Below are 26,419 nucleotides of genomic sequence, written 5' to 3'. Positions count from 1 at the left end.
AGCTCACAGCTCACAGCTCACAGCTCACAGCTCACAGCTCACAGCTCACAGCTCACAGCTCACAGCTCACAGCTCACAGCTCACAGCTCACAGCTCACGCTGATTATGTAATCAAGCGTATTTTTTGTCAAGCCCTAAAACAGACTTTTTCACATTTTTGTGAGAAGGTCTTTTCTGTTGTGTATGAAAGGGAAATTGCAAGATGAAACGTATTGATATTATAGAAAAAATAGGAAAAGATTACCTTGTTTCAAATATTGAAAATGAGGAATTTAGCTACCAAAAAGCACTGAAAGAAATAGGAAAAGATATTGCTGAGTATCAAAAAGAAAATTATAAGCGGAAATATAAGGATTTAGATATCCGATTTGAAAACAAAGATTTATCTATTCTTATAGAGACTAAAATAAAGTTCAATCAAAAGGACTATGAGCAGTTACAGGCATATGTTGACTATGAAAAGCAACTTACCAATAACTTTATAGTAGCCATCTTAGCTAATACTTCTAACGATGAAATTAAAGTATGGTTTGGTGATAGGTCTTTAGAAATTACAGATGAAACTCTATGTTTTGACGAGCGAAAGCTAAAGTCTTTTGAAGAGTATAAAGATACTTTTTTAGGGCATAATAATGATAAGTTAAAGGTTATGAAAAGTACATATAACCTTAATGAAATTTTGCATAATCTAGGAATTCAAGAAAAATTAAGAAGTCAGTTTGTTGGCACTTGCCTTTTGACATTAAAAAATGGTCTACAATTTGAAAACTTATCTACTAAAACTATTATTGCAGGCATTGAAGAGATTCTGGAAAATTTACTTGAAAAAGATATCAATAAAGCAGTGAAAATTGGTCTCATAAAAACTAATGTTTTATCTTCTCAAGATATTAGAACTCTTGAAAATAAATCTTTTCAGAAGTTGTTACATCGCATAGAAAAAGATATTTTGCCTTACATCAACGACAAAACTACGATGGGACAAGATATTTTAAATTTATTTTTTACAACATTCAACAAATATGTTGGGAAATCTGACAAAAATCAAGCTTTTACCCCAGATCATATTGTAAAATTTATGTGTGATATAGCAGGAATAAATCGACATACAAAAGTTCTAGACCCTTGTTGTGGAAGTGGTGCTTTTTTAGTGCGAGCAATGACTGATGCAATGGACGATTGTGATACAGAACAAGATAGAGATCATGTTAAAAAGAATAATATTTATGGCTTAGAATTTGATGATATAGCTTTTGGTTTAGCAACAACTAATATGTTATTGCATAGTGATGGGAACTCTAATATTTTGCAAGGTAGCTGTTTTGATTATTTAAATCAATTCGATATAACACAATCTAAAGAAAATACAAGTATAGATGTTGTTTTAATGAACCCTCCTTATAATGCTCAGAGGAAGCAAAGTAAAAAGGAATATGTAGAATCTTGGCCTTCTAAAACAAATGCAGACCCATCAAAAGGTTTTCACTTTGTATATGAGGTAGCAAAAATAGTTGGAACAGGGAAACTACTTGTGTTATTACCTACTTCGTGCGCTATCGGTGGGGAAAAACAAAAGGAAATAAACATTTTTAAAGAAAAAATGTTGTCTGAACATACATTAGATGCAGTCTTTTCTTTACCTGTTGATATGTTTCACCCTGGAGCTAATGCAACTGCTTGTTGTATGATATTTAATTTAGGTGTGAGACATTCTAAAGCGCTAAACAAGAAAACTTTTTTTGGATATTTCAAAAATGATGGTTTTGTAAAACGAAAAAACTTAGGTCGTGTTGAACGATTTGTTGACGGAAAGAGCCTATGGGAAGACATTTATAAGGAGTGGAAATACTTATATGTGAACAGAGTGGAGAAAACGGGGCTTTCTGTACTAAAAGAAGTTAGTTTCGAGGACGAATGGTTAGCTGAAGCTTATATGGAAACCGATTATTCAGAGCTATCTCATAGCGATTTTGAACGAAATATAAAAGAATTGTTTGCTTTTGAGGTGAAATATGGTTCGCCAAACCTTAGTGTTGAAAGCTCTAATAAAAAAACATTAGAATTAAACTCGTCAAATTGGTTACCATTTACTATTAAAGAAATTTTTGGTGATGTTCAACCAGCTAAGGGGGAAACTACTGATCAGTTAGAAGAAGGTTCAGATTTAGTATATATTGCAGCTAAAAAAGAGAACAATGGTGTAAAAGCAACTGTGGAATATGATAGTAGGTATTTATCGAAAGGTAATTCCGTTGTCTTTATAAATTTAGGTCAAGGTAGTGCAGGTTATGCAACATATCAGCCATATGATTTTATAGGTATGAAAGGAAAAATAAGTACTGGAACTTTTGACAAACTCAATCAATATATTGGTGTATTTTTAGTTACAATTTTAGATAAAGAAAGATTTAGATATTCTTTTGGACGAAGTTGGACTGGAGATAGATTATTACAAACTAAAATAAAGTTGCCTGTTGATGCCAATAACAATCCTGATTGGATTTTTATGGAGGAATATATAAAATCTCTTCCGTATGGAAATATGATTTAAATTTTAAAAAAAGAATCTCTAGATAGAGAGTTCTTTTTTTGATTATAAATTTTTCATCAGAATCACATCTTGTGGTTTACACAAACTGGTATATAGCTCCCCAAATTTCAAGTATTTGTTGGGGGGTATGCAATACTTTTCTTTATTCTTTTATAGATTGTTGGTGGTTAGTTAATAAAAGTTCTAAAAAATACTGTTAGGAATAAATCCTTAGCAGATTTTTTTCAATATTATTTAATTATAAGGAATAGGAGTAATATCATTAGATAAATAAAGTGGATGATGAGGAGTTCCATTTTTATTTCGTTGTAAGCAAAAAAGATTTGGAACCATACCCATCAGATTCTTGTCTCTATTCAGCAACTTCGTTTGATTTCCCCAACATGCAATTACCAAATCAGATTCAGAAACATACTTTTGAATATAACTGTCATTTTCGGGGCCGACTGGATCTTCCACTCTTTTAAGCAAAGGTGGGCCAGTACTTCTAAAAGCAAAGAGATTCACCATGATCAATTTACCATTTCCCCATCTTTTGGAGTAACCTATACATTTTCGAATAGTCTAATCATCCGTCTCCTCATCAGCTATCGAAGGATTTAACCCAATAAATACCACTGTTGGTTTTGTTTCATCCCAAATTCGTGTGAGAACATATCTATACTTTCTATCAGTTGATAAAATAGCACTCTTCTCCATATTTCTCCCATTTATTTCTTAATCTATTTTTTCCATTTTCAACTTCTAATTATTTCACTTTAAAAATAAGATTAAAGACAATCGCCAGCACATAAAGCGTAACCGGCACTGTTAATGCTTTAACTTTAAACTTTTTTTGATAAATACCAATTAAAGTAAAAAATAGAATGACACTTGCTACAACATATAACATATATTTCTCCTAATCTATACAAACCGAATCGACTCAATTGATTTTTTGTTGTTTCTTATCCAAAAGCCTTTCCTACATGCCCTCCATAGTAGTGTGAGATACTAACTTGGTGAGCCAGTGTGTTATAGTTACCAACCCAAAAGATGCTATCTTCGCCTTTTTTAGTGGACTTAACAATAAATTGAACCACATCCGATGATTTAGATTCATAAACTTCAATATCATCTACGTTTACATCATATCCATTTTGTTGGAATGACACTGCAAAGGACCTTATAGGAGCCTTATCGGCCATTTTTAAATGCTTCTCCATAGAAAAATCAATCTCTAAGATATTCGCTGTTTTACATTCTTTAATAACAATCTTAAAGGCCTCTTTCACTTCTTTTTCTATTTCTGGTTTTACTTTGTGACCAGGCATTTCAAGGGACGAAAGGGCGGTGTTATAGTTTTATCATCTGCGGGAGTCTCACCTACTTTTTCTGTGCTTTGCACTTCGTTACTCTGAACAGATTGAGTTTGTTGTTTGGTTTCATTTTTGGTATTCATATATTTAGCATAAAATACTCCTGATACAGAGCCAGTAAGAATTACGCTAATAAAGAGCGCTGCTATTAAAAATAAACTTTTAAATTTTGCCATGATTATTCCTCCTTTTAATTTTTTGGCATATCAATTATGAAAAAAGTCAGCAAAGCAGGGGCAAGGAAACTTAACATCATCGAAAGAATAAATTCAACAATTGCCTTACCAAGTTCTTTAGTTGGTCCTGTAATAGAAATTCCTCCTTGCAATGTTAAAAAGAAATAGTCTTTATTAAACCAATATCCAGCAGATATAACTGCAAACAAAGCAAATCCAATCATCCACTTAAATAATAGTTCTACCTTAGAACTGTATTCCTTGTATTTCTTATCTTTTTTTGCTTTGATAAGAGCTTGCTTACGTTCCTCTTCCTCTCTTTTCTTCTTGGCTTCTTTCCTAAAATACTCCTGTTTTATAAGTTCAACACGTTCTTCAGGGGGCAGTCCCTTATATTTCTCTTTTTTAGGAGGGTTCTTTCTATAATCTTCAAAAATATCATAATCCATAGTTTTTTTACTTTCTTTCTATAATCCTTAACCTCTCATAATCTTCCGACTACGATGCTTACTATTGAGAATAACCCACCAATGAATACAATAGGCATGATGATTGCAAGTCCAGCTAGAATAGGTAGGAGACTAATAATGCCATTAACAATCCACATTATAATCGAATAAATAGGAATGATGATCCCCTCTCCTAAGATGAGAGTTACAGGGATAAGGAATAGAAAGACACTTCCAAAAATACCAATCAATCTAAAAGCACGGCTATACACATTGTTTTCGCCCTCTAACCCAGATAAGAAATACACTGAAGAAAATAGACCTGTTAAACAACCAAAAATCAAGACAAAGTAGTTGACTTTCATGTCTAATTTCGCTTTTAATGGCTTTGTTAAATCATTGACAAAAGAAATGATAGGAGTGCCTATTACTTGCCATAAAACAATGTAAAATCCTAACTGTAAACCATTTATGATTGGATGTAACAATAGTGACTTTGTATAATCGATTAAAAATAAATAAATATTATTTGCCATTTAAATTTAGCTCCTTGTTATTCATATATTTTTATTTTACATAATTTCTGGTTTTCTAGCAAATTATTTTTCCCTCTAGCAAACTATGTAATTGTTTTGGATAGGGAGGCTTTGGTTTATAAGTATGAGCTTAGATTTAAACTCTTATTACTCTATCCTATAAATATCTTACTATAATACGATTTAAGAGTTGCTCAGCTAAATCTGTATCAATTTTCTCATAGTATTCTTTCAACTCCTTTCTTTTTTCGAAGCAGATTCCAAAGCATATTCACATCCGTCACTATGAGGTGATTTAGGATAGTTCGATAAATAGATTTTCCCTTTTTCTCATTTATGACTAAGTTCACTTTGTAACAACCAGGGCAAAATAATTTGTTTTCATACTTAAGTTTTGTTCCAGCTTTATCCTTTTGATATTCCTTTTGTAGCTCATGAAGTTCTAGTCTGTCATGATTGTAAATACAGTATTGAAATTTACTTTTTGTAAACATAATAATTCTTTTTAGTTATCATCGATTAAATCTTGTTTTTAAAAATCTAAGATGTGTAGTTATCCAAAACCACTATCTATTTTTCTTAAGCAACACAAAAATGCTCTAGACAATCTGACTAGAGCATTTTCTATATATCCGAACATCTAATTTATTTCACAAAAAATGTAGTCATTCGGTTGATTTTTATTGCAATACATTGAAATTTGAAAATTCAAGAATCGCCTTAAATCAAGGTTTTTTCGTTTCTATTGAAACGTAATGACCCTCTATTTAACTTCTTTTCAGGATAAATAACTTAGTCATTAATACAGTGCCTCCTTACCCAAGGATACCAAGACAGAGCAAAAAAGCCTAGATCAACTAGACTTTCTTAGTTTATTCTACTGTTACCGACTTGGCAAGATTACGAGGTTTGTCCACATCAAGACCACGGTGCAGGGTCGCAAAGTAAGCGACCAATTGTGTTGGTACGACCATTGAGATTGGTGAGAGGTAAGGGTGGACGGTCGTAAGGACGATATCGTCTGTGTCTTTAGCAACATTTTCCTCTGCGATAGTGAGAACCTTGGCACCACGGGCTGCGACCTCTTGGATATTTCCACGAGTATGGTTGGCAAGGACTGGATCTGATAAGAGGGCCAAGACAGGCGTTCCTTCTTCAATCAAGGCAATGGTTCCGTGCTTGAGTTCTCCTGCCGCAAAGCCTTCACATTGGATGTAAGAAATCTCTTTGAGTTTGAGACTTGCTTCCATGGCTACGTAGTAATCTTGACCACGTCCAATGTAAAAAGCGTTACGAGTTGTTTCAAGAAGATCACGAACTTTAGCATCGATGGTTTCTTTCTCAGAAAGAGTTGATTCGATAGACTGAGCTACGATTGACAACTCATGAACCAGGTCAAAGGCTTGCGCTTTGGCATTGCCGTTTGCTTCTCCGACTGCTTTTGCAAGGAAGGCAAGAGCTGCGATTTGTGCTGTGTAGGCCTTGGTTGATGCCACGGCAATTTCAGGACCCGCGTGAAGAAGCATAGTATGGTTAGCTTCACGAGAAAGAGTTGAACCTGGCACGTTTGTCACTGTCAAGCTTGGGATACCCATTTCATTAGCCTTGACCAAAACTTGACGGCTATCCGCTGTTTCACCAGACTGGCTGATAAAGATGAAGAGTGGTTTTTTGCTGAGAAGTGGCATACCATAGCCCCACTCAGATGAGATTCCAAGTTCAACTGGCGTATCTGTCAATTCTTCCAGCATCTTCTTAGAAGCAAATCCTGCATGGTAAGATGTTCCAGCTGCAAGGATGTAAATGCGGTCTGCGTCTTGAACAGCCTTGATGATAGCAGGTTCAACCACTACTTGACCAGCATCATCTGTGTAGGCTTGGATGAGTTTACGCATAACCGTTGGTTGCTCATCGATTTCCTTAAGCATATAGTAAGGATAAGTCCCCTTACCGATATCTGATAAGTCAAGCTCCGCAGTATAGCTAGCACGTTCACGGCGATTGCCATCATAGTCTTGAACTTCGACGCTATCAGCCTTGACGATTACCAACTCTTGGTCATGGATTTCCATGTATTGGTTGGTCTCACGAATCATGGCCATAGCATCAGAGCAGACCATGTTGTAGCCTTTTCCAAGACCAATCAAGAGTGGTGATTTGTTCTTAGCTACGTAAATTACTTCAGGATCTTGTGAATCAATCAAGGCAAAGGCATATGAACCACGGATGATGTGAAGAGCTTTTTTGAAGGCTTCAAGAACTGACAAGCCATCTTCTTCAACAAATTTCCCAATCAAGTGAACAGCGATTTCTGTATCTGTTTGCCCTTTGAAGTGGTGACCTGAAAGGTATTCTTCCTTGATTTCAAGGTAGTTTTCAATCACCCCATTGTGGACCAAGACAAAACGTCCTGTCTCAGAGCGGTGTGGGTGAGCATTGTCTTCCGTTGGTTTCCCGTGAGTTGCCCAACGCGTATGTCCGATACCTGTTGTTCCCTCAACACCAGCTGTCTTGGCAGACAATTCTGCGATACGACCGACAGCCTTGACTAGATGATTTTCATCACCACCTAGGACAAAAATCCCTGCAGAATCATAGCCACGGTATTCGAGCTTTTCAAGCCCTTGAATCAAAATATCAGTTGCATTTGTGTTTCCAACAACACCAACAATTCCACACATAGTATATACGACACAGACCAGCTGTGCTTTCTCCTTAAATTGGTATAGTCTGATTTCCCTTTTACAGAATCAGCAAAGACAGTATATACTTGTTTTTCTCACTTGTCAAGAATAAAAATTGGTATAGTTTTTCTAGACGGTATTTTATCAAGATTTCACTTGATACCTGACAAGTTAGCATCAATTACTTATAATAAAAAGAGGAGGTATTTGCCATGTGGTTTTTCTTCGCACTTTTATCAGCTGTCTTTGCAGCCTTAACGTCAATTTTAGCCAAGATTGGGATTGAAGGAGTTCCATCCAATCTAGCAACCGCTATTCGTACAGTCGTCGTCATTCTTATGGCCTGGGCCATGGTTTTCTTGACCAATAGTCAGACCGAAATTGTCAACATCAGTAAAAAAAGTTGGCTCTTTCTCATCTTATCTGGTTTGGCCACTGGCGCCTCCTGGCTCTGCTACTACAAGGCCCTACAGATGGGCAATGCGACTGAGGTATCTGCTGTCGATAAATTTAGTCTCGTCATTACCCTCGTTCTAGCCTTTTTCTTCCTACAAGATATCCTGACGTTTAAAACAATTATTGGCTGTATCCTGATTACGATCGGGACCTTGGTGATGATATTGTAATAAAAAGTGAGATGAACACCATCTCACTCTTTTTATTCTTAAAATCCATTATGGTCGCTGAGTTCTTTGAACCAGTGGCCTGATTTTTTTAGACGACGTTCCTGTGTTTCCAAGTCAAGCTCAACCAAACCATAGCGATTTTTATAGCTGTTGAGCCATGACCAGCAGTCGATAAAGGTCCAAATCAAGTAACCCTTACAGTTGGCTCCATCTTCAATGGCACGGTGAAGTTCACGCAGATGTCCTTTGACAAAGTCAATTCGGTAATCATCTTGAATCATCCCATCTTGACGGAATTTTTCTTCCCCTTCAACACCCATGCCATTCTCTGTCAACATCCACTCAATATTACCATAATTTTCCTTGATATTTTGAGCGATATCATAAATCCCCTGCTCGTAGATTTCCCAACCGCGGTGAGGATTGATTTTACGTCCCGGCATGATATAAGGCTCGTAAAAATGTTCTGGCAAGAGGGGACTGGCTGGATGTTTAGTAAAACGCGGCGCCATAACGCGCAAAGGTTGGTAGTAATTGACTCCAAGGAAATCAACTGTATTCTCGCGAATGAGTTCTAACTCTTCAACAGTGTACTCTGGTAGCAAATCATGCTCAGCTAAAATTTCCACTAATTCTTCTGGATAAACTCCTAAAACAGATGGATCTAGGAAAGATTGAGCTTGGAAGAGGTCGGCAATGCGAGCAGCCTTGACATCCGCGGGATGCTGGCTACGTGGGTAAGCTGGTGTCAAGTTAAGGACAATCCCAATCTTAGAATCAGGCAAAATCTCATGACAGGCCTTAACCGCAAGACTGCTAGCCAATTGCGTATGATAGGCAACCTTAACCGCCGCCTTAGCATCTACCTTGTGAGGATAGTGGGCATCATAGAAATAGCCAAACTCTACGGGGACGATGGGTTCATTGAAGGTAATCCATTGGTCTACCAAGTCACCGTAAGTCTCAAAACAAAAACGAGCATAGTCTTCATAAGCCTTGACAGTTTCCTTATTTTCCCAACCATCGCCGTCTTCTTGCAGGGCAAATGGCAGGTCAAAGTGGTAGAGATTGACTAAAAGACGAATTCCCTTGGCCTTAATGGCTTCAAAGACCTGACGGTAGAAAGCCACCCCTTGCGGATTGACCTCTCCACGCCCCTGTGGGAAAATACGAGACCACTGGATAGAAGTTCGGAAGGCTGTATGACCAGTCTCTACCAAAAGCTCAATATCCTTTTCCCAGTTTTCATAGAAGGTCGATGTTTTATCAGGTCCAATTCCATTGTAGTAACGATTTGGCTCTACTTGGAACCAATAATCCCAGAGATTGTCTCCCTTGCCGTCACCAGGTACACGACCTTCTGTCTGTGGTCCAGAAGTGGAGGAACCCCAGACAAAATCCTTTGGAAATTTTAGCATAGCTTTACCTCTTCATTTACTCATTTTTCCCATTATACAGAAAAAACAAGGTAAAAACTAGTTACATTTTTGCCTTGTTTTTCTTCTGATTATAGTTTTTATTTCTTGCTTAGGATTTCAAGCGTTTCAAGCAAGTTATCTGCATGAACTTCGATGGTGTCACCAGTTGCTTTAATCTTAACTTCTACGATACCATCAGCTGCTTTTTTACCTACAGTGATACGGATTGGCAACCCAATCAAGTCGCTATCGCTGAATTTAACACCGACACGTTCGTTACGGTCGTCTGTCAAGACTTCGTAACCAGCCCCCATCAAGTTAGATTCCAGTTTTTCTGTTAAGGCTTGCGCTTCTTCATCTTTGACATTGACAGTGATCAAGTGCACATCAAATGGTGCCAATTCTTTAGGGAAGTTAACTCCCCAAGCGTAACGGTATTCACCTTTTGGCGTTTTGTTAACAAAGAGGCGAGCGTGTTGCTCTATAACGGCTGAGAGGAGACGACTAACACCGATACCGTAACATCCCATGATGATTGGCACAGCACGGCCATTTTCATCCAAAACATCTGCACCCATGCTTGCTGAGTAGCGAGTTCCGAGTTTGAAAATATGACCGATCTCAATACCACGGGCAAAGTTAAGAACACCTTGTCCGTCAGGTGAAATTTCACCCTCACGAACTTCGCGGATATCTACATATTCTGCAGTGAAATCACGACCTGGGTTTACACCCGTCAAGTGGTAACCATCTTCGTTGGCCCCCACAACAGCATTGCGAACATCTTGTACCTTACGGTCCGCAATGATTTTCACATTTTCTGGCAAAGCAACTGGGCCAAGCGAACCAAAGCCAGCTGAGATAACATTTGCTACTTCTTCCTCGCTCGCAACATCAAAGAAATCTGCACCCAAGTGGTTCTTCAACTTGACTTCATTGAGTTGGTCATTTCCAACTAGAAGGGCTGCAACAAGCTCACCATCTGCCATGTAGAAGAGGGTTTTGATTGTTTGTTCTTCTGGGACATTTAGGAAGGCTGCGACTTCGTCAATAGATTTAACACCTGGTGTTTCCACGCGAGTTACTTCTTCTTCCACAACGACACGGTTGCTTGGTTTGTACTCGTTTGTTGCCATTTCTAAGTTAGCTGCATAGCTAGACTCACTTGAGTAGGCAATGGTGTCTTCACCAGAAACCATCCATTTGAGCAATTCTGCCTTGATTTCTTCTTGTACTTCTGCAGGAATTTCATCAAATGAGGCAACTGACTTGTCCAAGACAACCCAGCGGTCGAGGTCTGTACGGGCTGGTGTAATGGCCATAAATTCTTGGCTATCCTTACCACCCATGGCTCCACCGTCACCTATGATGGCCTTGAAGTCCAAGCCACTACGAGTGAAAATATGTTCGTAGGCCGCTTTGTACTCGTCATAAGTCACATCCAAACTATCGTAATTAGCATGGAAACTATATCCGTCTTTCATGATAAACTCACGCGTACGGAGAAGGCCGTTACGTGGACGTTTTTCATCACGGTACTTAGGTTGAATTTGGTAAAGGTTGAGTGGCAATTGCTTGTAAGACTTGACAGAGTCACGAACAATAGCTGTAAAAGTTTCTTCGTGTGTCGGACCTAGGATAAAGTCTGACTTTTCACGATTTTTCAGTTTATAAAGGTCTTCACCATAGGTTTCATAACGACCAGATTCACGCCAAAGATCAGCACTGAGAAGGGCAGGGACCAACATTTCCACCGCACCAATCTTATCAAACTCTTGGCGCATGATATTCTTAGCCTTTTCAATCACACGGTTAGCAAGTGGTAGGTAAGAATAAACACCAGCAGAAACTTGACGAACATAACCAGCACGCAACATAAGGGCATGGCTGATAACTTGAGCATCGCTTGGCATTTCGCGAAGCGTAGGGATTAGCATTTTACTTTGTTTCATAATATTCCTCGATTATCTAAAAGAAGAGTCGCATAATGTCATTCCAGGTCACAGCTAGCATCAAGACAACCATGATAACTACACCAGCCATGGTGACATAGGTTTCAATTTCTTGTTTAAGGGGTTTCCGGCGGATAGCCTCTAGGATATTGAGCACAATCTTTCCACCATCCAAAGCCGGGATCGGAATCAAGTTAAAAATCCCGATATTGATGGAAATCATAGCTAGGAAGTAGAGGACATTCTCAATTCCATTTTTAGCAGCATCGCTACTTGCCTTAAAAATAGCAACGGGACCACCGAGTTTGTTCAAATCTGGATGGAAAATCAAGTTTTTCAGAGCCGAAAGAATGCGAAGTCCTGAGTCAGCAGCAGTTGTAAATCCACCAACAAACATGGATGGAAAGTCTGATTTGACTCCCGGTTGAACCCCAAGAATATAGCGTCCTTGATTTTCTTCTGGCGTTACCGTGACTTGTTTTTCGCTACCATTTTCAGAAATGGTCACATCTAAGGTCGGAGCGGTCTTGTCCTTGGTATCTGCTTCCACAGCCTGGGTCAAGTCTTGCCAATTCTTAACCTCATGCGAGCCGACCTTGGTAATTTGAGCGGTCTCAGCTACACCCACCTTAGCCAAAGCTCCCTCTGGCATGACATGAAAGTGATTTGTCTGAGTATCTCTAACACCACCCTGCAAAAAGATTAGGATCCAAAAAACAACGACTCCTAAGATAAAGTTATTCATAGGACCTGCAAAGTTGGTGATGAGCTTGCCCCAGATAGAAGCATTTTGATACTGTACATCCAAAGGAGCGATGCGCACTTCGGTTCCATCTTCTTCAACAACCGTTGCATCATGATCCACTGCAAAAGTCTTTTCTTCTTCCAGGACCAACCCCTTGATAAAGAGCTTGTCTTCAAAGTCAAACTGAGTTACCTGCATAGGAAGAGCCGTTTGATCCAGTTTCTTTCCTGAGAGGTTGATCCGTTTGACCTTACCATCGTCGGCAAGTGTTAAACTGACTGGAGTTCCTGTCTTGATTTCTGTCGCATCATCACCCCAGCCTGCCATACGAACATAGCCTCCTAGAGGAAGGATTCGAATGGTATAAGCAGTGCCATCCTTACCGATATGGGAAAAAATCTTGGGCCCCATACCAATGGCAAATTCACGAACTAAAATGCCTGATTTCTTGGCAAAATAAAAATGTCCAAACTCATGCACCACCACTATAATCCCAAAAACGAGGATAAAGGTTAGCAATCCAATCATTCAAAATTCCTTTCTTTAAAACAGGCCAAATAAGTGCATCATTGGAAACACAACCAACATGCTGTCAAAGCGATCCAACACACCACCATGTCCAGGGATAAATTTTCCAGAATCCTTGACACCGAAATGGCGCTTCATGGCACTCTCAATCAAGTCACCAAACTGGCCTGCCACACTGAAGAAGGCAGCAAAAAGACTCATCCTATAAATTCCATAGGGAAGAGCAACTGTACTGTCCACTAGCATGAAGAGTACTGTTATCAGTACCGCACCTAGAATCCCCCCAACAAAGCCCTCAATACTCTTATTAGGAGAAACCCTCGGGGCTAACTTATGCTTACCAAAATTCACCCCCGTCAGATAAGCTGCACTATCTGTCGCCCAAACGATAAAGAGAGCCAGAAGAACCTTATCAAATCCAGCTATACGAGCGTCTAGTAAGGCATTGAAGCCAAAACCAACATAGAAACTCACAGCAATCGGAAAGGCAGCATCTTCAATCGTATAGTTTTTACTGAAAACAGTCGTTCCTAACATTATTGTAATCAAAACACTGTAGGCAACTACATTGCCATCAACCGGCAAAAAAGTTAGGTAATTTTCTAAGGGGATTGTGAGAGCAAAGGTTGCAAGGAGGGTCAAGGTGCCCTCAATGGTCATGGTCTTTAGTCCCTTCATGTGCAGGAGCTCATGAACAGCCAGCATAGCTATCAAGCCAATTCCTATCTGCAACAAGAGCCCTCCAACAAACAAGACGGGAAGGAAGATAAGCAGAGCCAGTCCAGCAAACAGTGTTCTCTCTTGTAAATCCTTGGTCATATTTTCTCCTAAACTCCTCCAAATCGGCGATGACGACGATTATAGGCAAGAATTGCTTCCTGTAAGGCTTCCTCGTCAAAATCAGGCCACAGGGTATCCGTAAAATAGAGCTCACTATACGCCCCCTGCCATGGAAGGAAATTGCTCAAGCGTAATTCTCCACTGGTACGAATAATCAAGTCCGGATCTCGCACATCCTTAGGCAAATGTTGGGTGAAGAGATAGTTGCCAATCAATTCCTCTGTGATATCACCCGGATTGATTTTCGCATCTAAAACATCCTGAGAAATCAGCTTAACAGCCTGTGTAATCTCAGCACGTCCACCATAGTTAAGAGCAAAATTGAGAATCAAACCCGTATTGTCCTTAGTCAATTCCTCTGCTTTTATCAAAGCTTCAAAAGTCTGCTTAGGCAAACGGTCTGTCTCCCCAATCATCTGAATCTTAACGTTATTTGCGTGCAATTCAGGAACATAGTTATCATAAAACTCGACTGGTAAGTTCATGATAAACTTGACTTCCTGATCTGGACGAGTCCAATTTTCCGTAGAAAAAGCATAGACCGTAATAACCTTAACGCCCAGTTTGTTGGCCGCCTTAGTCACCTTTTGAAGGGCTTCCATCCCTGCCTTATGACCAAAAACCCGTGGTTGCATGCGTCTTTTAGCCCAGCGACCATTCCCATCCATGATGATGCCAATATGATTAGGAACCTGTATTGGAACCTCTACTTCTGCAGCTTTATCTTTCTTAAAAAATCCAAACATGATCTTATTCCTATTCAAAAATCTATCGTTTTATTATACCATACTTCCCTATTTTCTTCTATTGCTAAGTTACTATCATTACTTGTAAGTAACAAAAAATAAGCCGCCTGATTGGGCGACTTTATTTTATAGGGAGATTATTATGAAAAAGTTTTAGGAGTTTAAGTTAAGTTTCTCTTAACTTATGGACTTAGTATACCGTTCCTAACTTAAACTTTTCTTAAGTTTTTTGAAAAAGTGAGATTTTCCATTTTTCTTGCCAATTTTTCTTGGACAGGCGTTCTTGATAGAGCTCCATTCGGTCCTCATTCTCTAAAAAATGAGGAGTTGGGGAAACCTGAAAGTTCAAAATATCCTCTAAACCATAAGGCGCAAAGAACTCTAAAGTTGCATCAGCATGCAAGCAGAGTCCTATCGCCGTACAGCGCTCGGGATACTTACTCATGGCATCACGAGAACTGGTATAGGGAGCTGTGTGGGGACTGTGCAGATGCATATAGACCTGATTTTTCAACTCCCACTGATACTGAGGGAAATCTTCTCTCAGCTTGTTCTCTAGGGATACTGTTTCCTCATAAGAAACATCTGGATCAAAGAAAATCACATCCACATCCGTTTCACAGTCAAAAGGCGATTTGTCTGACAAGAGATTCCAAATGAAATTCCTGACAGAACCTGCTGCCAACCAAGAGTCTTTCAGACCAAGGCCACGAATGATGGTCAGAATGGTCATCATATCCGGATTTTCTCTGAAAGCATCTAGAATTTCTTGCTCATTTTTCATTGTATTCATACCCTAAATGCTCATATGCCTTAGCTGTCGCCACCCGTCCAGAACGAGTTCGCATGATAAATCCTTTCTGGATGAGGTAGGGTTCGTACATATCTTCGACCGTCTCACGCTCCTCGGCAATATTAACAGAGAGAGTTCCTAAACCGACAGGACCACCACCGTACATCTCAATCATGGTACGAAGAATCTTTTGATCCACATAGTCCAAGCCTTCATGGTCAACATCTAGCATGGTTAATGCCTTATCGGTAATCACATCATCGATAACCCCATTTCCCATAATCTGGGCAAAGTCGCGTACGCGCTTGAGGAGACGATTGGCGATACGAGGGGTTCCTCGACTACGTAAGGCCAACTCAGCTGCAGCTTCATGAGTGATTTCCATCTCAAAAATATCTGCTGTCCGCTCAACAATTTCCGTCAAATCATCGTGGGCATAGTATTCCATATGACCTGTAATCCCAAAACGTGCCCGTAGAGGATTTGAGAGCATCCCCGCACGTGTCGTTGCACCAATCAAGGTAAAAGGCGGCAAATCCAAATGAACACTGCGACTGCCTTCACCAGCCCCAATCATGATATCAATGTAGAAGTCCTCCATGGCACTATAGAGCACCTCTTCCACCGACATGGGTAAGCGATGAATCTCGTCAATAAAGAGAACGTCTCCAGGCTCCAAATCATTCAAAATCGCTACCAGATCACCCGCTTTTTCAATGACAGGACCAGACGTTTGCTTGAGATTGACTCCCAGTTCATTGGCAATAACAAAGGCCATGGTTGTTTTCCCGAGACCTGGAGGACCAAATAAAAGAACATGGTCCAGCGCCTCATCACGCATTTTTGCTGCCTCAATAAAGATTTGAAGCTGATCCTTGACCTTGTCCTGCCCAATATATTCACGTAAATACTGAGGACGGAGCGTACGTTCTACCAACTCCTCATCCCCCATGATTTCATTATCTAAAATTCTACTCATGGCTCTATTATATCAAAAATCCAAGTCACAAACAAAAAAGCCACCTGATTGGGTGGCCTCTTTAGGGAGATTATTATGAAAAAGAAAAGTTTAGGATTTCATTAAATAAAGGGTACTCAATGAAAATCGAAATCAGACTAGGCAGATAGACGCAGGCATAACTATAGTTAGCTAAGTCGACTCTAACGAAGGTTGATGAGATTTTCGAAGAGTATTAGGAGGTCTTTATTTAATGGTTATATAATACACAAGGAGACTTAAAATTCCCTTAATTTTTAAATCAATCACTAACAATTTTCTTTAACAGCTGTTTGACCTGCAATACGTCCAAAAGTAAAGATATCCGTAAGCGAATTTCCTCCTAGACGGTTACCTGCATGGAGTCCACCTGCGACTTCTCCGGCAGCATACAAACCAGGGATAATCTGACCATTTTCATTCAAAACGTGTGTTGAAGTATCAATCTTGAGCCCACCCATTGTATGGTGAACAGCTGGTTTTCTCGGTGTTGCGTAAAATGGCGCAACCTCACACTTGAGATCGAAGCTACCTTTATTAAATTCAGGGTCAAAGCCTGCATCAACATAAGAATTGTAATTCTTAATCGTTTCCACTAGAACTTGTGGATCCACACCAATCTGAACCGCCAACTCTTCTATCGTATCTGCACGATAGAGAGTACCTGCTTTGACTTGGGCATCGATTTTTTCTTGGCTAGTATTGTAGGCAGTTTCCTTGATACGTTCATCTGCGATTAGATAGAACAAGCCTCCATTATCAATCGCCGCTTGAGATAACTTGTCTCGGCTACCGTACTCATCTACAAATCGCTTCCCTTGAGTATTTACCATGATGAAGTTAGCTGGAGGAACTTGAAGTCCTGAGAAGAGAGCTCCTGTCACTGGATCGGATACTGGCATCATTTGACTAAAGCCCATACCCACTAGATCTGCACCTACACTTTGGCCTAAAAGAATACCATCCCCTGTTACAGCTGGTGTATTAGATGTGGCAATATCATCTGCAATTTCAGTCCAGTAGGTATTGTATTTTTGTAGCATCTTTGTATTGGCACCAAATCCTCCAGAAGCCAGAACAACAGCATCTGCATTGACAATGATGGTTTGACCGTTTCGACCTTCTGCTCTGACACCCTTGACAGCCCCGTCTTTTACAAGCAATTCTTTAACTGGAGAGTCAGTCAAGATCTTGCCACCATGTTCTAGAACATATTTTTGTAGGACGGATATAAAGGCATACCCCATTGGTTGAACCGGCTTATGACCACGACGCCAAAGGGCTCCAACTGGCATTGTCACTTCACTACGAACAAATTCAACACCGATGTCTTCCAACCAACGAACAGACTCTAGGGCCCGTTCGGTTAAAACAGATACCATATCGTATTGGCCATGAATTTCATTTCCTTGTAAATCTTTTCGCTTCCCACCGATATAGGTTTGGATACGATAGAGCAAGGTAGAATCGAACAAATAGCTTGGGTCCTGCAAATACTGTTCAACCTCAACTTTCAAGGCTCTAAAGTCCTCTAAATATTCTGGGTCAATCGTTGATTCATCTGTCGCAATCAATTCTTGAAGCGTATGTGCCTCACCTGGATGAGCTGCGAAGGTTCCTTGCCATGCTGGATCTGGTGCATTCATTGGACCACCTGCACGAACAGTATTTCCTCCAATTGCAGGAAATTTCTCAACAATAATCGGCTTCTTACCAGCTTGTAAGACTGCAGCCGCTGCAGCTAATCCAGCTCCTCCGCCTCCGACGATGACAACGTCTGCCTGATAGGTCTTATCTTCTTTATCTAGGGCAGATGGCGCTTTTGAACGTTTGCGTAAAACATCTGGATTTGCACCGGCTTGTTTGACTGCACGCGCAACTCCATCTAAAACACCATTTGAAGTCACAGAAGCTCCTGACACCGCATCAACGTTTAAGGTTTGCCCCTCAATGATTTCCGCAGGAATACGGGTAAAGACGACATCTGCAATTCCTGAAGATTCTCCAGAAGAATCGATTTCAATTTTTTCAATACGGTCCTCAGAAACTGTGACGTCCATCGGTAATTTACCATTATGGCCTTCAGTTGTAACATGGTAAGTCCCCGGTTCAAAGCGAACTTCTTCAGGAAGGTTTAGTTGGTTTGCAATAGATACAAAGCGAAGGAAGCGATAAAAACAACTATCTAGGAAATCAACGGTTCGCTCATCAATCAATTCTCCATTGTCATCAAACGCTCGATGCGCTCGACCAAGTAAAAACTCACTACCTGGCATAACTGTTGCATTTACTCCAGGAGCATCAAGAATCTGACGAAGATGAAATTGGGCACGTGAAGAACCTTGAATATCATAGGAAGCTCCGACAATCATTGTCGGCTTTCCGTCTAGTGGATGAATGTTAAAAGACAACCACTCGAGCAAGCTATTCAAACTTGATGGAATCGTATGGTTGTGCTCGGGTGTCGAGATAATGACACCATCAGCTTCTGAAATAGCTTGATTAAACTTCTGAATAATAGGTGTATCTGTTTGATCATCTGTTTCATTGAACATTGGTACATCTGTTATCTCTAAAATCTCAATATCCGCTTTCTGAGCAAAATGTCTTTTCATAAATTGCAAGAGGTTGCGATTATAGGATTTTTTTGCATTAGTCCCAACAATAGCTACTAATTTCATGGATTGTTCTCCTTTCTTGAAATACTTATTCTTTCAACCATTCTTCCCAGATGAATGATTTCTTACGATTTGTATCTTCAGGTTTTACTAAAGCTTTTGTTAGTTCAACAAAATTTTGAAACTCTGAAAAATGTTCTTCTAGTTCTGCAACCTTTTCAGGATTGTTCAAATGACACTCATCATCTAGGACTTGCTCAGAATGACCTAGAAAGAACTCTGTACCCGGCATAACTCTCGCTTTCAGCTCCGGCGCATCTAAAATCTGACGTAAATGTGCCTGCGCTCTAGAGGTTCCTAGCAAGCCAAGAGAAGCACCGACAATCATAGTTGGTTTATTGATTAAGGCACGACTGGTATAAGCAATCCACTCTAAAGCAGAGGCCAAAGGTGCTGGTATCGTGTGGTCGTACTCAGGTGTTGAAATAATCACACCATCTGCGGCAAGAATTTTTTCTGAAAAAGCTTGAACTTCAGCTGGCGCTTGCTTGTCCTCAGGTTCGTTAAATGCTGGCAATTGTTTGATTTCCAATACCTCAATGTCGGCTTTATCCGAAAAGTGTTTTTGCATAAATTTCAAGAGTTTCCGATTGGTTGAGCGATCTGAATTGGTTCCAACGATAGCAACTAGTTTCATCTTGGTACCCCTTTCATTTATTTAATCTACTTTCATTATACTACTTTAGAAAATCTTGTAAATCCTTGATAATAAAGACCGTGTTATTCTATCAGATTATCGTACTTTAGTATAAGTTCGTGAAAAAATTAACAAAACATCTTCATAAACTATTGACCACCTTCCTTAACTAGGATATATTTTTGGTGAAAAAATATACATTTAAGGAGGATGTTTTTATGAAAGAGACATTCAATCGTTGGCGGATTTTAGTCGCATCTACAGCCATTCTTCTTTGCACAGGTGCCGTCTATTCCTTTTCTGTTTTTGCCGGACCACTTAGCAGTTCAACAGGCTGGTCCATGTCAGATATTATGTTAGCATTTGCTATCAACTCTGCAATCGGTCCTATTCCCATGATTCTAGGAGGTTATTTAGTTGACAAAGGTTATGTAAAATGGACCATCGCCCTCGGCGCTCTCCTATTTGCTAGCGGGTTTTACTTAACCGGCTATGCCAATTCACCAGCCATGCTTTATTTGACCTATGGACTAATGGCTGGACTTGGTCAAGGTTTTGCCTATTCAGGTGCCCTCTCCAATTCACTTCGCCTCTTCCCTGATAAACGTGGCTTAGCTTCTGGAATTCTGACAGGCGGAATGGGATTTGCTGCAGTCATCGCTTCTCCAGTCGCAAGCAATCTCATTCAACAACAAGATGCCTTCTTCGCCTTTCGGACAATTGGGCTAGTCTATATTGTTGTGATTATCTGTGCCATTTTCTTCATCAAGGCAGCTCCAAGCGGCTACCAACCAGCAGGCTGGAAAGCTCCAGTACAAACTAAGCAAGGACCTACTAATAAAAACTGGAAACAAATGCTACAAAGTCCTCTGTTTTACATTATCATTAGCATGTTCTTTGTTGGCGCCTTTTCTGGTTTGATGATTGCCTCTCAAGCATCACCAATCGGTCAATCAATGTTTGGACTCTCTGCAGGCACTGCAGCTCTCTATGTCTCTCTTTATTCAATCGCAAACTCCAGTGGTCGTTTTATCTGGGGATCACTTTCTGATAAAATCGGCCGTTCAAAGACCTTATTGATTATTTATTCTATCATTGTCCTAGCTTTATTCTCCCTAACTATCGTCCCTGGTCAATTCGGTTTTACCTTAGGAATTATTGGACTTGGTATCTGCTTTGGCGGTGTTATGGGGGTCTTCCCATCTATTGTCATGGAAAATTACGGTCCTGCAAATCAAGGGGTCAACTACGGTATCGTCTTCACTGGATATTCTTTAGCAGCATTTTTCGCTCCCAAAGTCGCTGTTCAAATGGCAATGGCTAATAATGGAAATTATAGTGTAGCTTTTTATGTTGCTATTGCTTTGGCCTTCATTGGACTTATGCTTACTATTTTTTATATGAAAAAGAAAGCTTAAAACTCGAAAACTTCCTAGATAAGGAAGTTTTTTTGGTATAATAAAAGTAGTAATAGTGTATTGGGAGGATTTGCCATGGCAGACCGTTCACATTTCTTACGAGATAACCCATCTGACTTCCCATATGATTTTGAAAAACAAATCCTGTCCAAGCAATCTTCTAATACAATTTATCATTGGCATCCTGAACTCGAGATTATTTATGTTACAAAGGGTTCTGCTATCGTTCATATCAACTCAGAACGCTTTGAAAGTCGCGAAGGAGATATATTTCTTATCCAACCGACCTCTCTCCATGCTATCTATTCTCACAAAGATCAAGAACTATTTTCTACCAGCTTTCAAATTCATCTAGATTATCTTGGGAGAAGTCAAATTAACAGCTTTAGCCAACGCTATATCCAACCCCTCCACTCTGGTCACTTTTGCCTCACTCCTCAAATATCACCAGGCGATAAGGCCTATGATCAAATTCAATCCTGCCTTCTTTCCCTCTTTTCTATCCTTGAAGAAAAAGGCATATACTATGATCTACTCATAAAATCTAAACTATACGAATTGCTTCATCTTCTCTTTAAGTATAGATACGTCAATAGATACTATACAGATGATACCTACCAAAAATACCAAAAACTAAAAGAAGTGATTTGCTACCTTGAACAGCATTACTCAGAACCCATTCATATTGAGCAACTAGCTGCAACATTTGGATATAGTAAAAATCACTTTATGAGTATTTTCAAGCAACATACTGGAGCCAGTTGTATGGACTACCTGCTCCAGTTACGTCTTGAGAAATCCTGTGAGAAACTCGTCCAAACCAACCTCAGCATTCAAGAAATTGCAAGCCAAGTCGGTTTCACCAACCTTTCAAACTTCAACCGTCAATTTAAGCAACACTATCACCTAACACCTAGACAGTATCGAAATCAACAACTTAAAAAGAAAACATAATTCTTTCTCCTTAGTCTTTTCTAAGGAGTTTTTTCAAATCATAACCACCCGTCTAACGGGTGGTTTGCACCAGGGCTATAAGCCCAAATCACCAGCCAGCGCCTAAAGACGCTGGCTTTCACGTTGTTCAAGCCTTATTGCTCTTGACTCGTCACTTGCCTCTCAAAGAGGCCTTGGTACTACTTACCACTATCCCTAAAGGGATCCTCATATTCTTTTACACTTAATTTATCTAGTGCTATATCATGCTTTTCCTGCTCTTGAATATATTTCTTAATTGTGGATTCATTAAGCCCTACTGTGCTCACGTAGTAACCTTCTGCCCAAAAATGCCGGTTGCCAAACTTGTACTTGAGGTTGGCGTGTTTATCAAACATCATGAGTGCACTTTTGCCTTTTAAATAACCCATGAAACTTGAAACACTTATCCTTGGTGGAATACTTACTAACATATGTACATGATCAGGCATTAAGTGTCCTTCGATAATCTCTACACCTTTATAACTACATAATCGGTGGAATATTTCTTCCAAACTACTTTGATATGGATTATAAATGACTTTTCGTCTATACTTAGGGGTGAACACAATGTGATATTTACACATCCACTTTGTGTGTGATAAACTATGTGCCTTTTGTGCCATATTTTTCTCCTTTCGCTTTACAATTGGCTTGAACACCTTTATTGTATCGCGTTTGGAGTTTTTTGGGTATAACCTTCGACGCGCACCCGCATAGCGGGTGGTTTATTTGTCTCGCACCTAGCGGAGCGAGACGGACTAATAGTCACATAACAAAAAAGCCACCGAATTTGGTGGCTTCATTAGGGAGATTATTATGAAAAAGAAAAGTTTAGGATTTCATTAAATAAAGTTAGGAGGTCTTTATTTAATGGTTATATGATACAAGATGAATCTTAAAGCTAACTTAACTTTTTCTTTGATTTATCATTTTTTTTAAAAATTTTTTCAAATGGAATTTTCTTTTTCAAGCCACAAAAAAGCCACCTGATTGGGTGACTTCTTTAGGAGATTATTATGAAAAAGGTAAAATAAAATCTTATTAAATCAACGCTTTTGGAGGGTGTCCCCTCCAACTCCCCGACCTCTGGACAAGGTCTTTTTTTTTTGAAAAAATTAAAAAAACTTCATCAAAACTATTGACTTTGTACAACTTTAGTTGTATAATAGATACATAAGGTTAAGGAGGAAACCTTAGACAAGGAAACTAGTAGAAAGGAAAACAAAATGTTTAAGTTCAAAAAGAAGCCACTCAAAGTAAGAACAAATAAGCTAGTCATCAAAATAAACTTATTTATAATCAGCTTTGAATGGCACATCGAATTTGGATAGTGAGAAATCACTATCCACCCCTTCGGGGGTGTACTTAAATTATAACAGGAAAAATAATGAAAGTAAATCTAAAAATTAGGAAAACCACCAAGCGTGAAAAAGTTGAATTTATTATTGGACTTCTTCTACTCCTATTTGTAGTTTGGTATTTTATGAGGTAATATATGTCAGTAGATATTAAAGCTATCCGCTGGCTTTTAGACAACGCCACAGCCTACGCTATCAGCAAAAACTGTGGCGTATCTATTCAGGCCGTGGATAAATATAAAAATGGTGTATCAGATATTATGAACATGCGCCTAAAACATGCTATCAGTATGACTGATTATGCCTATACGTTACAAGAAAAACAGTGATTTTTTCACTGTTTTTTTCTACTTTCAGAGCAAACAAAAAAACCGCGGGTAATAACCTGCGGTTTTTAGTGTAATCTATTTTGAAATTCTTTCTATTATTATTTTTCTTTATCAACTACGGTGATAAGACCATCTGGTTCAGTTTTAAATGCTGGTTCTGTGTGAAGTTCACCGTTTGCTTTCAGATAGTACCAACCATCCCCAGACTTGATAAATTGTTTAGATAGCATGTAACCATCTTTATCATCAAGATAATACCAGGTTTCCCGATATTTGACCCAACCTTTGACCATGCCGCCGTCATTATCAAAATAATACCAACGATGGTTGATGAATACCCAGCCAGTAACTGTTGCACCACGCTTATCAAGGTAGAACCAGTATTTACCGTCGAAGAACCATTTATTGATTAGGCAGTATCCCTTATCATCGAATCGGAACCACTCACCGTTGATTTGTTTCCAAGTATTTGTTGGATAAGAGCCGTCTGACTCTTCCCACCACCAGCCATAAGCATCTTGGCGCCAACCTGCTTCAGTAGAGATACCCTCTTCGATATCCTTCTTGAATTGCTCACGGCTGATGCCCCATTTAGCCAGGTAAGGGTACGGGTCAACATGGTCAGAGTAGTTTCGAGGTTGATTATATGTACAGTACTGGTGTGTCTTGATTCCAGCTAAGCTATCAGAATCTAGCGTTTTAGGGATACCTGCTTCATCGGCAAGGTTTCGCAAAAGCTCAACATAGAGCTTATAATCGCGCATGAATTCTTCCTTGGTTTCATGACTCTCAATCAGTTCAACTTGACCGTATCCTTCAACGTTCCAGCCACCTCCTACGTCATATGCTCCCATGTCCGTATACCAGGTTTGCATCACTCGACCGTTGCCAACAACATGGGAGAAAAATCCTGAATCAACTGGTCGGCGCATGTGATAATCTGCTTCATTTTGGGCAGTGGAATTTGGATTACCTGTTGAATGCGCATGAATTTGTCTGTATGGTTGTTCGCCGACTTGTGGTAAGTCAGTTCTTAATCTACTTGTATCAATATCCATGATTACTCCCCTTTCCAGGCTTCGTTCATCTGCTTCACGGCTGACTCGACGAATGTATCAAGATCGCGGTCAGTCATACTGATATTGTATTTTGTAAGCTCAGCACGGATTTTAGTGCGGGCTTGCTCCAGCTTCTCTTCACCCTTATAGCCAGTTTCTGAAGCAACCTGCTCCACTGCATTGACCGCATTTTGGGCCAAAATTTCGACGATTTTGATAGTCTTTTCTCCACCTTTTTTAATCAAAAAATCTTTAATGGATTTGACTGCGACGCCAGCCAAAATGGTTAAGATTCCAGTAGCTGATGCTACGATGATTTCAGTAATTTGTTGCATGTTATTCTCCTTTGTTTTTGTCATCATCTTTTTCAATCAAGCGCTGAAACGCTTTTAAAATTGGCTGAAAAAGAGTAACATTTCCTTTTAATTTGCGGTAATTTTCAACAAGCGATTGAAAAGTAAATACGATGTATCCGAGGTAAATTGAATACAAGAATGCGAAGCCTGATTTTTCAGGCAAGAGTACAGACATCGGAATGAGGATCATTAGCAAGAGGACTCCTAAAATTTTGCGAAGAAGTCCATTAATGCCGATTTTGCTCTTATACTCAATGTCGGGATTGGCAATAGCTGCAATCGTTCCAGTTAAGAAATCAATAATTTCCATTGAAACAATCAAAGTCAGAGCGTACAAGACTAGACCATCTTCAGTCTGGACTACGCTTCTTAAAAAGTTGAAAAATTCGATTTGCATACATCCTCCTTAATCAATACGTGGCATGACCACAGTCAACACGCCTTGTTGTAGCATTTCAGCAAGAGCCTGTTCTTTCCAGGTGTATCCTTCAGATGGTTGCATCTGGAATTTCAGGATGGTTGGTGTTCCCTTCGGCCATTTTGGGTTGGTGTCGTAAGGATAAGGCATCGATACGATATCACCGTTTACATAACGACGGTCCTTAACAAGAGATTTAATGAACTGCGCAACCTTTTCATAAGTATTTGTTGGCATGCCCCCATTCTGACCAATTGCAAGAGCGATGAGGACCTCAGTAATTGCTGAGACGCTATCGATGTTCTCTTTGTTCGCTGAGAGATCAGTCTTTGCTTTTGCCAAAGTTTGAACCGCTTGTTCAATCTCAGCTTGTGCCTTCACGATTGCAGCGCCTGGATCTAGTTCTGCTTTCAGGATATCCAGCACCGCTTGAATCAAGACGTCCTCTTGCTCATTCGTGCGGTCTCCTGCAAGCTCACGCATGTTCGTGCTGTAGCGATTGCCTTCCGATAGACGAATCTCTACTACTGTTCGGATATTATCGCCCGAACCACGAAGATATGGTCTGGTTGCTAGTTCATAATTACTGATTGCCATTTGTCATTTTTCCTTTCGCTTCTTCAAATTTTGCAAAGAGTTCCTCATCAGATTTTAAAATCTTGTAAACTTCTTGCAACTCCATCTCTGTGACTGTATACAACGCTTCAAATGAAGCTGCTTGAACAGCTTCTGCGCTATGTTTCTCACTCAGAGACTTGATTGTCAATTGACTGATTTGTTGACTACTTTCCAT

26 protein-coding genes and 1 pseudogene are annotated in these 26,419 nt (G+C 39.6%); 5 read left to right on the top strand and 22 right to left on the bottom strand.

Translation table 11 applies throughout. The features are described from left to right. The first annotated feature begins 202 nt into the window (after nucleotides 1-202). Complete coding sequence (locus ATE37_RS03930; RefSeq protein ID WP_084867929.1) at nucleotides 203-2,551, top strand: N-6 DNA methylase; 2,349 nt, start codon at nucleotides 203-205, stop codon at nucleotides 2,549-2,551. 234 nt (nucleotides 2,552-2,785) lie between these two features. Here the strand turns inward: ATE37_RS03930 and ATE37_RS03925 are convergent. The 7 genes and pseudogenes from ATE37_RS03925 to glmS form a co-directional block, all read right to left on the bottom strand. Next, nucleotides 2,786-3,250, bottom strand: a pseudogene (locus ATE37_RS03925) (DUF1643 domain-containing protein). 49 nt (nucleotides 3,251-3,299) lie between these two features. Then, nucleotides 3,300-3,443, bottom strand: coding sequence for a hypothetical protein (locus ATE37_RS10745; RefSeq protein ID WP_155718853.1), 144 nt, complete (start codon nucleotides 3,441-3,443; stop codon nucleotides 3,300-3,302). Between the two features lie 55 nt (nucleotides 3,444-3,498). Continuing rightward, the gene (locus tag ATE37_RS03920) at nucleotides 3,499-3,864 is read right to left on the bottom strand and encodes a hypothetical protein (RefSeq protein ID WP_084867927.1); all 366 of its coding nucleotides are present in this window, start codon (nucleotides 3,862-3,864) and stop codon (nucleotides 3,499-3,501) included. After that, nucleotides 3,846-4,085: a hypothetical protein gene (locus ATE37_RS03915; RefSeq protein ID WP_061418314.1), complete on the bottom strand. Its 240-nt coding sequence runs from the start codon at nucleotides 4,083-4,085 to the stop codon at nucleotides 3,846-3,848. The genes ATE37_RS03920 and ATE37_RS03915 overlap by 19 nt, the downstream gene beginning before the upstream one ends. Before the next feature lie 14 nt (nucleotides 4,086-4,099). Continuing rightward, nucleotides 4,100-4,534 (bottom strand): hypothetical protein, encoded by a 435-nt coding sequence (locus tag ATE37_RS03910; RefSeq protein ID WP_084867925.1) that lies wholly within the window; start codon nucleotides 4,532-4,534, stop codon nucleotides 4,100-4,102. 35 nt (nucleotides 4,535-4,569) lie between these two features. Then, complete coding sequence (locus ATE37_RS03905; RefSeq protein ID WP_084867923.1) at nucleotides 4,570-5,070, bottom strand: hypothetical protein; 501 nt, start codon at nucleotides 5,068-5,070, stop codon at nucleotides 4,570-4,572. Nucleotides 5,071-5,942: 872 nt separating this feature from the next. Beyond that, a complete protein-coding gene (gene glmS / locus ATE37_RS03895) occupies nucleotides 5,943-7,751 on the bottom strand; it encodes a glutamine--fructose-6-phosphate transaminase (isomerizing) (RefSeq protein ID WP_084867921.1) in 1,809 nt (602 codons plus the stop codon). A gap of 215 nt (nucleotides 7,752-7,966) precedes the next feature. On the opposite strand from glmS, the gene ATE37_RS03890 reads away from it, so the two are divergent. Continuing rightward, the gene (locus tag ATE37_RS03890; RefSeq protein ID WP_084867919.1) at nucleotides 7,967-8,380 is read left to right on the top strand and encodes an EamA family transporter; all 414 of its coding nucleotides are present in this window, start codon (nucleotides 7,967-7,969) and stop codon (nucleotides 8,378-8,380) included. A 38-nt stretch (nucleotides 8,381-8,418) separates the two neighbouring features. Here the strand turns inward: ATE37_RS03890 and ATE37_RS03885 are convergent, their stop codons facing one another. From ATE37_RS03885 to ATE37_RS03845, 9 genes are all read right to left on the bottom strand, one after another. After that, nucleotides 8,419-9,798, bottom strand: a complete 1,380-nt coding sequence (locus tag ATE37_RS03885; protein ID WP_084867918.1) for a glycoside hydrolase family 1 protein — start codon at nucleotides 9,796-9,798, stop codon at nucleotides 8,419-8,421. Between the two features lie 98 nt (nucleotides 9,799-9,896). Beyond that, entirely contained in the window at nucleotides 9,897-11,750 is a 1,854-nt protein-coding gene (locus ATE37_RS03880; RefSeq protein ID WP_084867916.1) for a proline--tRNA ligase, read from the bottom strand. Nucleotides 11,751-11,766: 16 nt separating this feature from the next. Beyond that, entirely contained in the window at nucleotides 11,767-13,023 is a 1,257-nt protein-coding gene (locus ATE37_RS03875; protein ID WP_084867915.1) for a M50 family metallopeptidase, read from the bottom strand. 15 nt (nucleotides 13,024-13,038) lie between these two features. Further along, nucleotides 13,039-13,842 carry a phosphatidate cytidylyltransferase gene (locus tag ATE37_RS03870; RefSeq protein ID WP_084867913.1) on the bottom strand — a complete coding sequence of 268 codons (804 nt, stop codon included), beginning with the start codon at nucleotides 13,840-13,842 and terminating at the stop codon, nucleotides 13,039-13,041. 8 nt (nucleotides 13,843-13,850) lie between these two features. Then, nucleotides 13,851-14,609: an undecaprenyl pyrophosphate synthase gene (uppS, locus tag ATE37_RS03865; RefSeq protein ID WP_084867911.1), complete on the bottom strand. Its 759-nt coding sequence runs from the start codon at nucleotides 14,607-14,609 to the stop codon at nucleotides 13,851-13,853. A gap of 220 nt (nucleotides 14,610-14,829) precedes the next feature. Then, a complete protein-coding gene (locus ATE37_RS03860) occupies nucleotides 14,830-15,402 on the bottom strand; it encodes a nucleotidyltransferase family protein (protein WP_084867909.1) in 573 nt (190 codons plus the stop codon). Further along, on the bottom strand, nucleotides 15,383-16,381 hold the full coding sequence (ruvB, locus tag ATE37_RS03855) for a Holliday junction branch migration DNA helicase RuvB (protein WP_084867907.1): 999 nt from the start codon (nucleotides 16,379-16,381) through the stop codon (nucleotides 15,383-15,385). The genes ATE37_RS03860 and ruvB overlap by 20 nt, the downstream gene beginning before the upstream one ends. 287 nt (nucleotides 16,382-16,668) lie before the next feature. Continuing rightward, nucleotides 16,669-19,080: a flavocytochrome c gene (locus ATE37_RS03850; RefSeq protein WP_084867905.1), complete on the bottom strand. Its 2,412-nt coding sequence runs from the start codon at nucleotides 19,078-19,080 to the stop codon at nucleotides 16,669-16,671. 25 nt (nucleotides 19,081-19,105) lie between these two features. Then, on the bottom strand, nucleotides 19,106-19,714 hold the full coding sequence (locus tag ATE37_RS03845; protein WP_084867903.1) for an NADPH-dependent FMN reductase: 609 nt from the start codon (nucleotides 19,712-19,714) through the stop codon (nucleotides 19,106-19,108). 218 nt (nucleotides 19,715-19,932) lie between these two features. On the opposite strand from ATE37_RS03845, the gene ATE37_RS03840 reads away from it, so the two are divergent. Together ATE37_RS03840 and ATE37_RS03835 are read left to right on the top strand one after the other, a co-directional pair. Beyond that, nucleotides 19,933-21,132 (top strand): L-lactate MFS transporter, encoded by a 1,200-nt coding sequence (locus ATE37_RS03840; RefSeq protein WP_084867901.1) that lies wholly within the window; start codon nucleotides 19,933-19,935, stop codon nucleotides 21,130-21,132. 75 nt (nucleotides 21,133-21,207) lie between these two features. Continuing rightward, nucleotides 21,208-22,086 (top strand): AraC family transcriptional regulator, encoded by an 879-nt coding sequence (locus tag ATE37_RS03835; protein WP_084867899.1) that lies wholly within the window; start codon nucleotides 21,208-21,210, stop codon nucleotides 22,084-22,086. 179 nt (nucleotides 22,087-22,265) lie between these two features. Here the strand turns inward: ATE37_RS03835 and tnpA are convergent, their stop codons facing one another. Continuing rightward, nucleotides 22,266-22,730 (bottom strand): IS200/IS605 family transposase, encoded by a 465-nt coding sequence (gene tnpA, locus ATE37_RS03830; protein ID WP_084867897.1) that lies wholly within the window; start codon nucleotides 22,728-22,730, stop codon nucleotides 22,266-22,268. A gap of 872 nt (nucleotides 22,731-23,602) precedes the next feature. On the opposite strand from tnpA, the gene ATE37_RS03825 reads away from it, so the two are divergent. Further along, entirely contained in the window at nucleotides 23,603-23,794 is a 192-nt protein-coding gene (locus ATE37_RS03825; protein ID WP_084867895.1) for a hypothetical protein, read from the top strand. Between the two features lie 98 nt (nucleotides 23,795-23,892). Here ATE37_RS03825 and ATE37_RS03820 read toward each other — a convergent pair whose 3' ends face one another. The 5 genes from ATE37_RS03820 to ATE37_RS03800 are packed head-to-tail and all read right to left on the bottom strand — an operon-like array spanning nucleotide 23,893 to nucleotide 26,419. After that, nucleotides 23,893-24,852: an N-acetylmuramoyl-L-alanine amidase family protein gene (locus ATE37_RS03820; protein WP_084867893.1), complete on the bottom strand. Its 960-nt coding sequence runs from the start codon at nucleotides 24,850-24,852 to the stop codon at nucleotides 23,893-23,895. 2 nt (nucleotides 24,853-24,854) lie between these two features. Then, nucleotides 24,855-25,187: a phage holin gene (locus ATE37_RS03815; RefSeq protein WP_084867891.1), complete on the bottom strand. Its 333-nt coding sequence runs from the start codon at nucleotides 25,185-25,187 to the stop codon at nucleotides 24,855-24,857. Between the two features lies 1 nt (nucleotide 25,188). Then, a complete protein-coding gene (locus ATE37_RS03810) occupies nucleotides 25,189-25,605 on the bottom strand; it encodes a phage holin family protein (protein ID WP_084867889.1) in 417 nt (138 codons plus the stop codon). Nucleotides 25,606-25,614: 9 nt separating this feature from the next. Further along, nucleotides 25,615-26,223, bottom strand: a complete 609-nt coding sequence (locus ATE37_RS03805; protein ID WP_084867887.1) for a hypothetical protein — start codon at nucleotides 26,221-26,223, stop codon at nucleotides 25,615-25,617. Further along, nucleotides 26,210-26,419: a hypothetical protein gene (locus ATE37_RS03800; RefSeq protein ID WP_084867885.1), complete on the bottom strand. Its 210-nt coding sequence runs from the start codon at nucleotides 26,417-26,419 to the stop codon at nucleotides 26,210-26,212. Before ATE37_RS03800 ends, ATE37_RS03805 begins: the two co-directional genes overlap by 14 nt.

The organism is Streptococcus oralis subsp. tigurinus (genome assembly GCF_002093575.1).
GTDB classification, from domain to species: Bacteria; Bacillota; Bacilli; order Lactobacillales; family Streptococcaceae; genus Streptococcus; species Streptococcus oralis_CH.
The sequence above is the reverse complement of the archived record's forward strand: the minus strand, read 5'-3'. Positions and strand labels throughout refer to the sequence as shown.

What these genes read in the sequence shown, in the direction of transcription:
- ATE37_RS03930 (WP_084867929.1), top strand. Translation starts at nt 203, where the DNA reads ATGAAACGTATTGATATTATAGAAAAAATAGGAAAAGATTACCTTGTT.
- ATE37_RS10745 (WP_155718853.1), bottom strand. Translation starts at nt 3,443, where the DNA reads ATGTTATATGTTGTAGCAAGTGTCATTCTATTTTTTACTTTAATTGGT.
- ATE37_RS03920 (WP_084867927.1), bottom strand. Translation starts at nt 3,864, where the DNA reads ATGCCTGGTCACAAAGTAAAACCAGAAATAGAAAAAGAAGTGAAAGAG.
- ATE37_RS03915 (WP_061418314.1), bottom strand. Translation starts at nt 4,085, where the DNA reads ATGGCAAAATTTAAAAGTTTATTTTTAATAGCAGCGCTCTTTATTAGC.
- ATE37_RS03910 (WP_084867925.1), bottom strand. Translation starts at nt 4,534, where the DNA reads ATGGATTATGATATTTTTGAAGATTATAGAAAGAACCCTCCTAAAAAA.
- ATE37_RS03905 (WP_084867923.1), bottom strand. Translation starts at nt 5,070, where the DNA reads ATGGCAAATAATATTTATTTATTTTTAATCGATTATACAAAGTCACTA.
- glmS (WP_084867921.1), bottom strand. Translation starts at nt 7,751, where the DNA reads ATGTGTGGAATTGTTGGTGTTGTTGGAAACACAAATGCAACTGATATT.
- ATE37_RS03890 (WP_084867919.1), top strand. Translation starts at nt 7,967, where the DNA reads ATGTGGTTTTTCTTCGCACTTTTATCAGCTGTCTTTGCAGCCTTAACG.
- ATE37_RS03885 (WP_084867918.1), bottom strand. Translation starts at nt 9,798, where the DNA reads ATGCTAAAATTTCCAAAGGATTTTGTCTGGGGTTCCTCCACTTCTGGA.
- ATE37_RS03880 (WP_084867916.1), bottom strand. Translation starts at nt 11,750, where the DNA reads ATGAAACAAAGTAAAATGCTAATCCCTACGCTTCGCGAAATGCCAAGC.
- ATE37_RS03875 (WP_084867915.1), bottom strand. Translation starts at nt 13,023, where the DNA reads ATGATTGGATTGCTAACCTTTATCCTCGTTTTTGGGATTATAGTGGTG.
- ATE37_RS03870 (WP_084867913.1), bottom strand. Translation starts at nt 13,842, where the DNA reads ATGACCAAGGATTTACAAGAGAGAACACTGTTTGCTGGACTGGCTCTG.
- uppS (WP_084867911.1), bottom strand. Translation starts at nt 14,609, where the DNA reads ATGTTTGGATTTTTTAAGAAAGATAAAGCTGCAGAAGTAGAGGTTCCA.
- ATE37_RS03860 (WP_084867909.1), bottom strand. Translation starts at nt 15,402, where the DNA reads ATGAATACAATGAAAAATGAGCAAGAAATTCTAGATGCTTTCAGAGAA.
- ruvB (WP_084867907.1), bottom strand. Translation starts at nt 16,381, where the DNA reads ATGAGTAGAATTTTAGATAATGAAATCATGGGGGATGAGGAGTTGGTA.
- ATE37_RS03850 (WP_084867905.1), bottom strand. Translation starts at nt 19,080, where the DNA reads ATGAAATTAGTAGCTATTGTTGGGACTAATGCAAAAAAATCCTATAAT.
- ATE37_RS03845 (WP_084867903.1), bottom strand. Translation starts at nt 19,714, where the DNA reads ATGAAACTAGTTGCTATCGTTGGAACCAATTCAGATCGCTCAACCAAT.
- ATE37_RS03840 (WP_084867901.1), top strand. Translation starts at nt 19,933, where the DNA reads ATGAAAGAGACATTCAATCGTTGGCGGATTTTAGTCGCATCTACAGCC.
- ATE37_RS03835 (WP_084867899.1), top strand. Translation starts at nt 21,208, where the DNA reads ATGGCAGACCGTTCACATTTCTTACGAGATAACCCATCTGACTTCCCA.
- tnpA (WP_084867897.1), bottom strand. Translation starts at nt 22,730, where the DNA reads ATGGCACAAAAGGCACATAGTTTATCACACACAAAGTGGATGTGTAAA.
- ATE37_RS03825 (WP_084867895.1), top strand. Translation starts at nt 23,603, where the DNA reads ATGTCAGTAGATATTAAAGCTATCCGCTGGCTTTTAGACAACGCCACA.
- ATE37_RS03820 (WP_084867893.1), bottom strand. Translation starts at nt 24,852, where the DNA reads ATGGATATTGATACAAGTAGATTAAGAACTGACTTACCACAAGTCGGC.
- ATE37_RS03815 (WP_084867891.1), bottom strand. Translation starts at nt 25,187, where the DNA reads ATGCAACAAATTACTGAAATCATCGTAGCATCAGCTACTGGAATCTTA.
- ATE37_RS03810 (WP_084867889.1), bottom strand. Translation starts at nt 25,605, where the DNA reads ATGCAAATCGAATTTTTCAACTTTTTAAGAAGCGTAGTCCAGACTGAA.
- ATE37_RS03805 (WP_084867887.1), bottom strand. Translation starts at nt 26,223, where the DNA reads ATGGCAATCAGTAATTATGAACTAGCAACCAGACCATATCTTCGTGGT.
- ATE37_RS03800 (WP_084867885.1), bottom strand. Translation starts at nt 26,419, where the DNA reads ATGGAAAGTAGTCAACAAATCAGTCAATTGACAATCAAGTCTCTGAGT.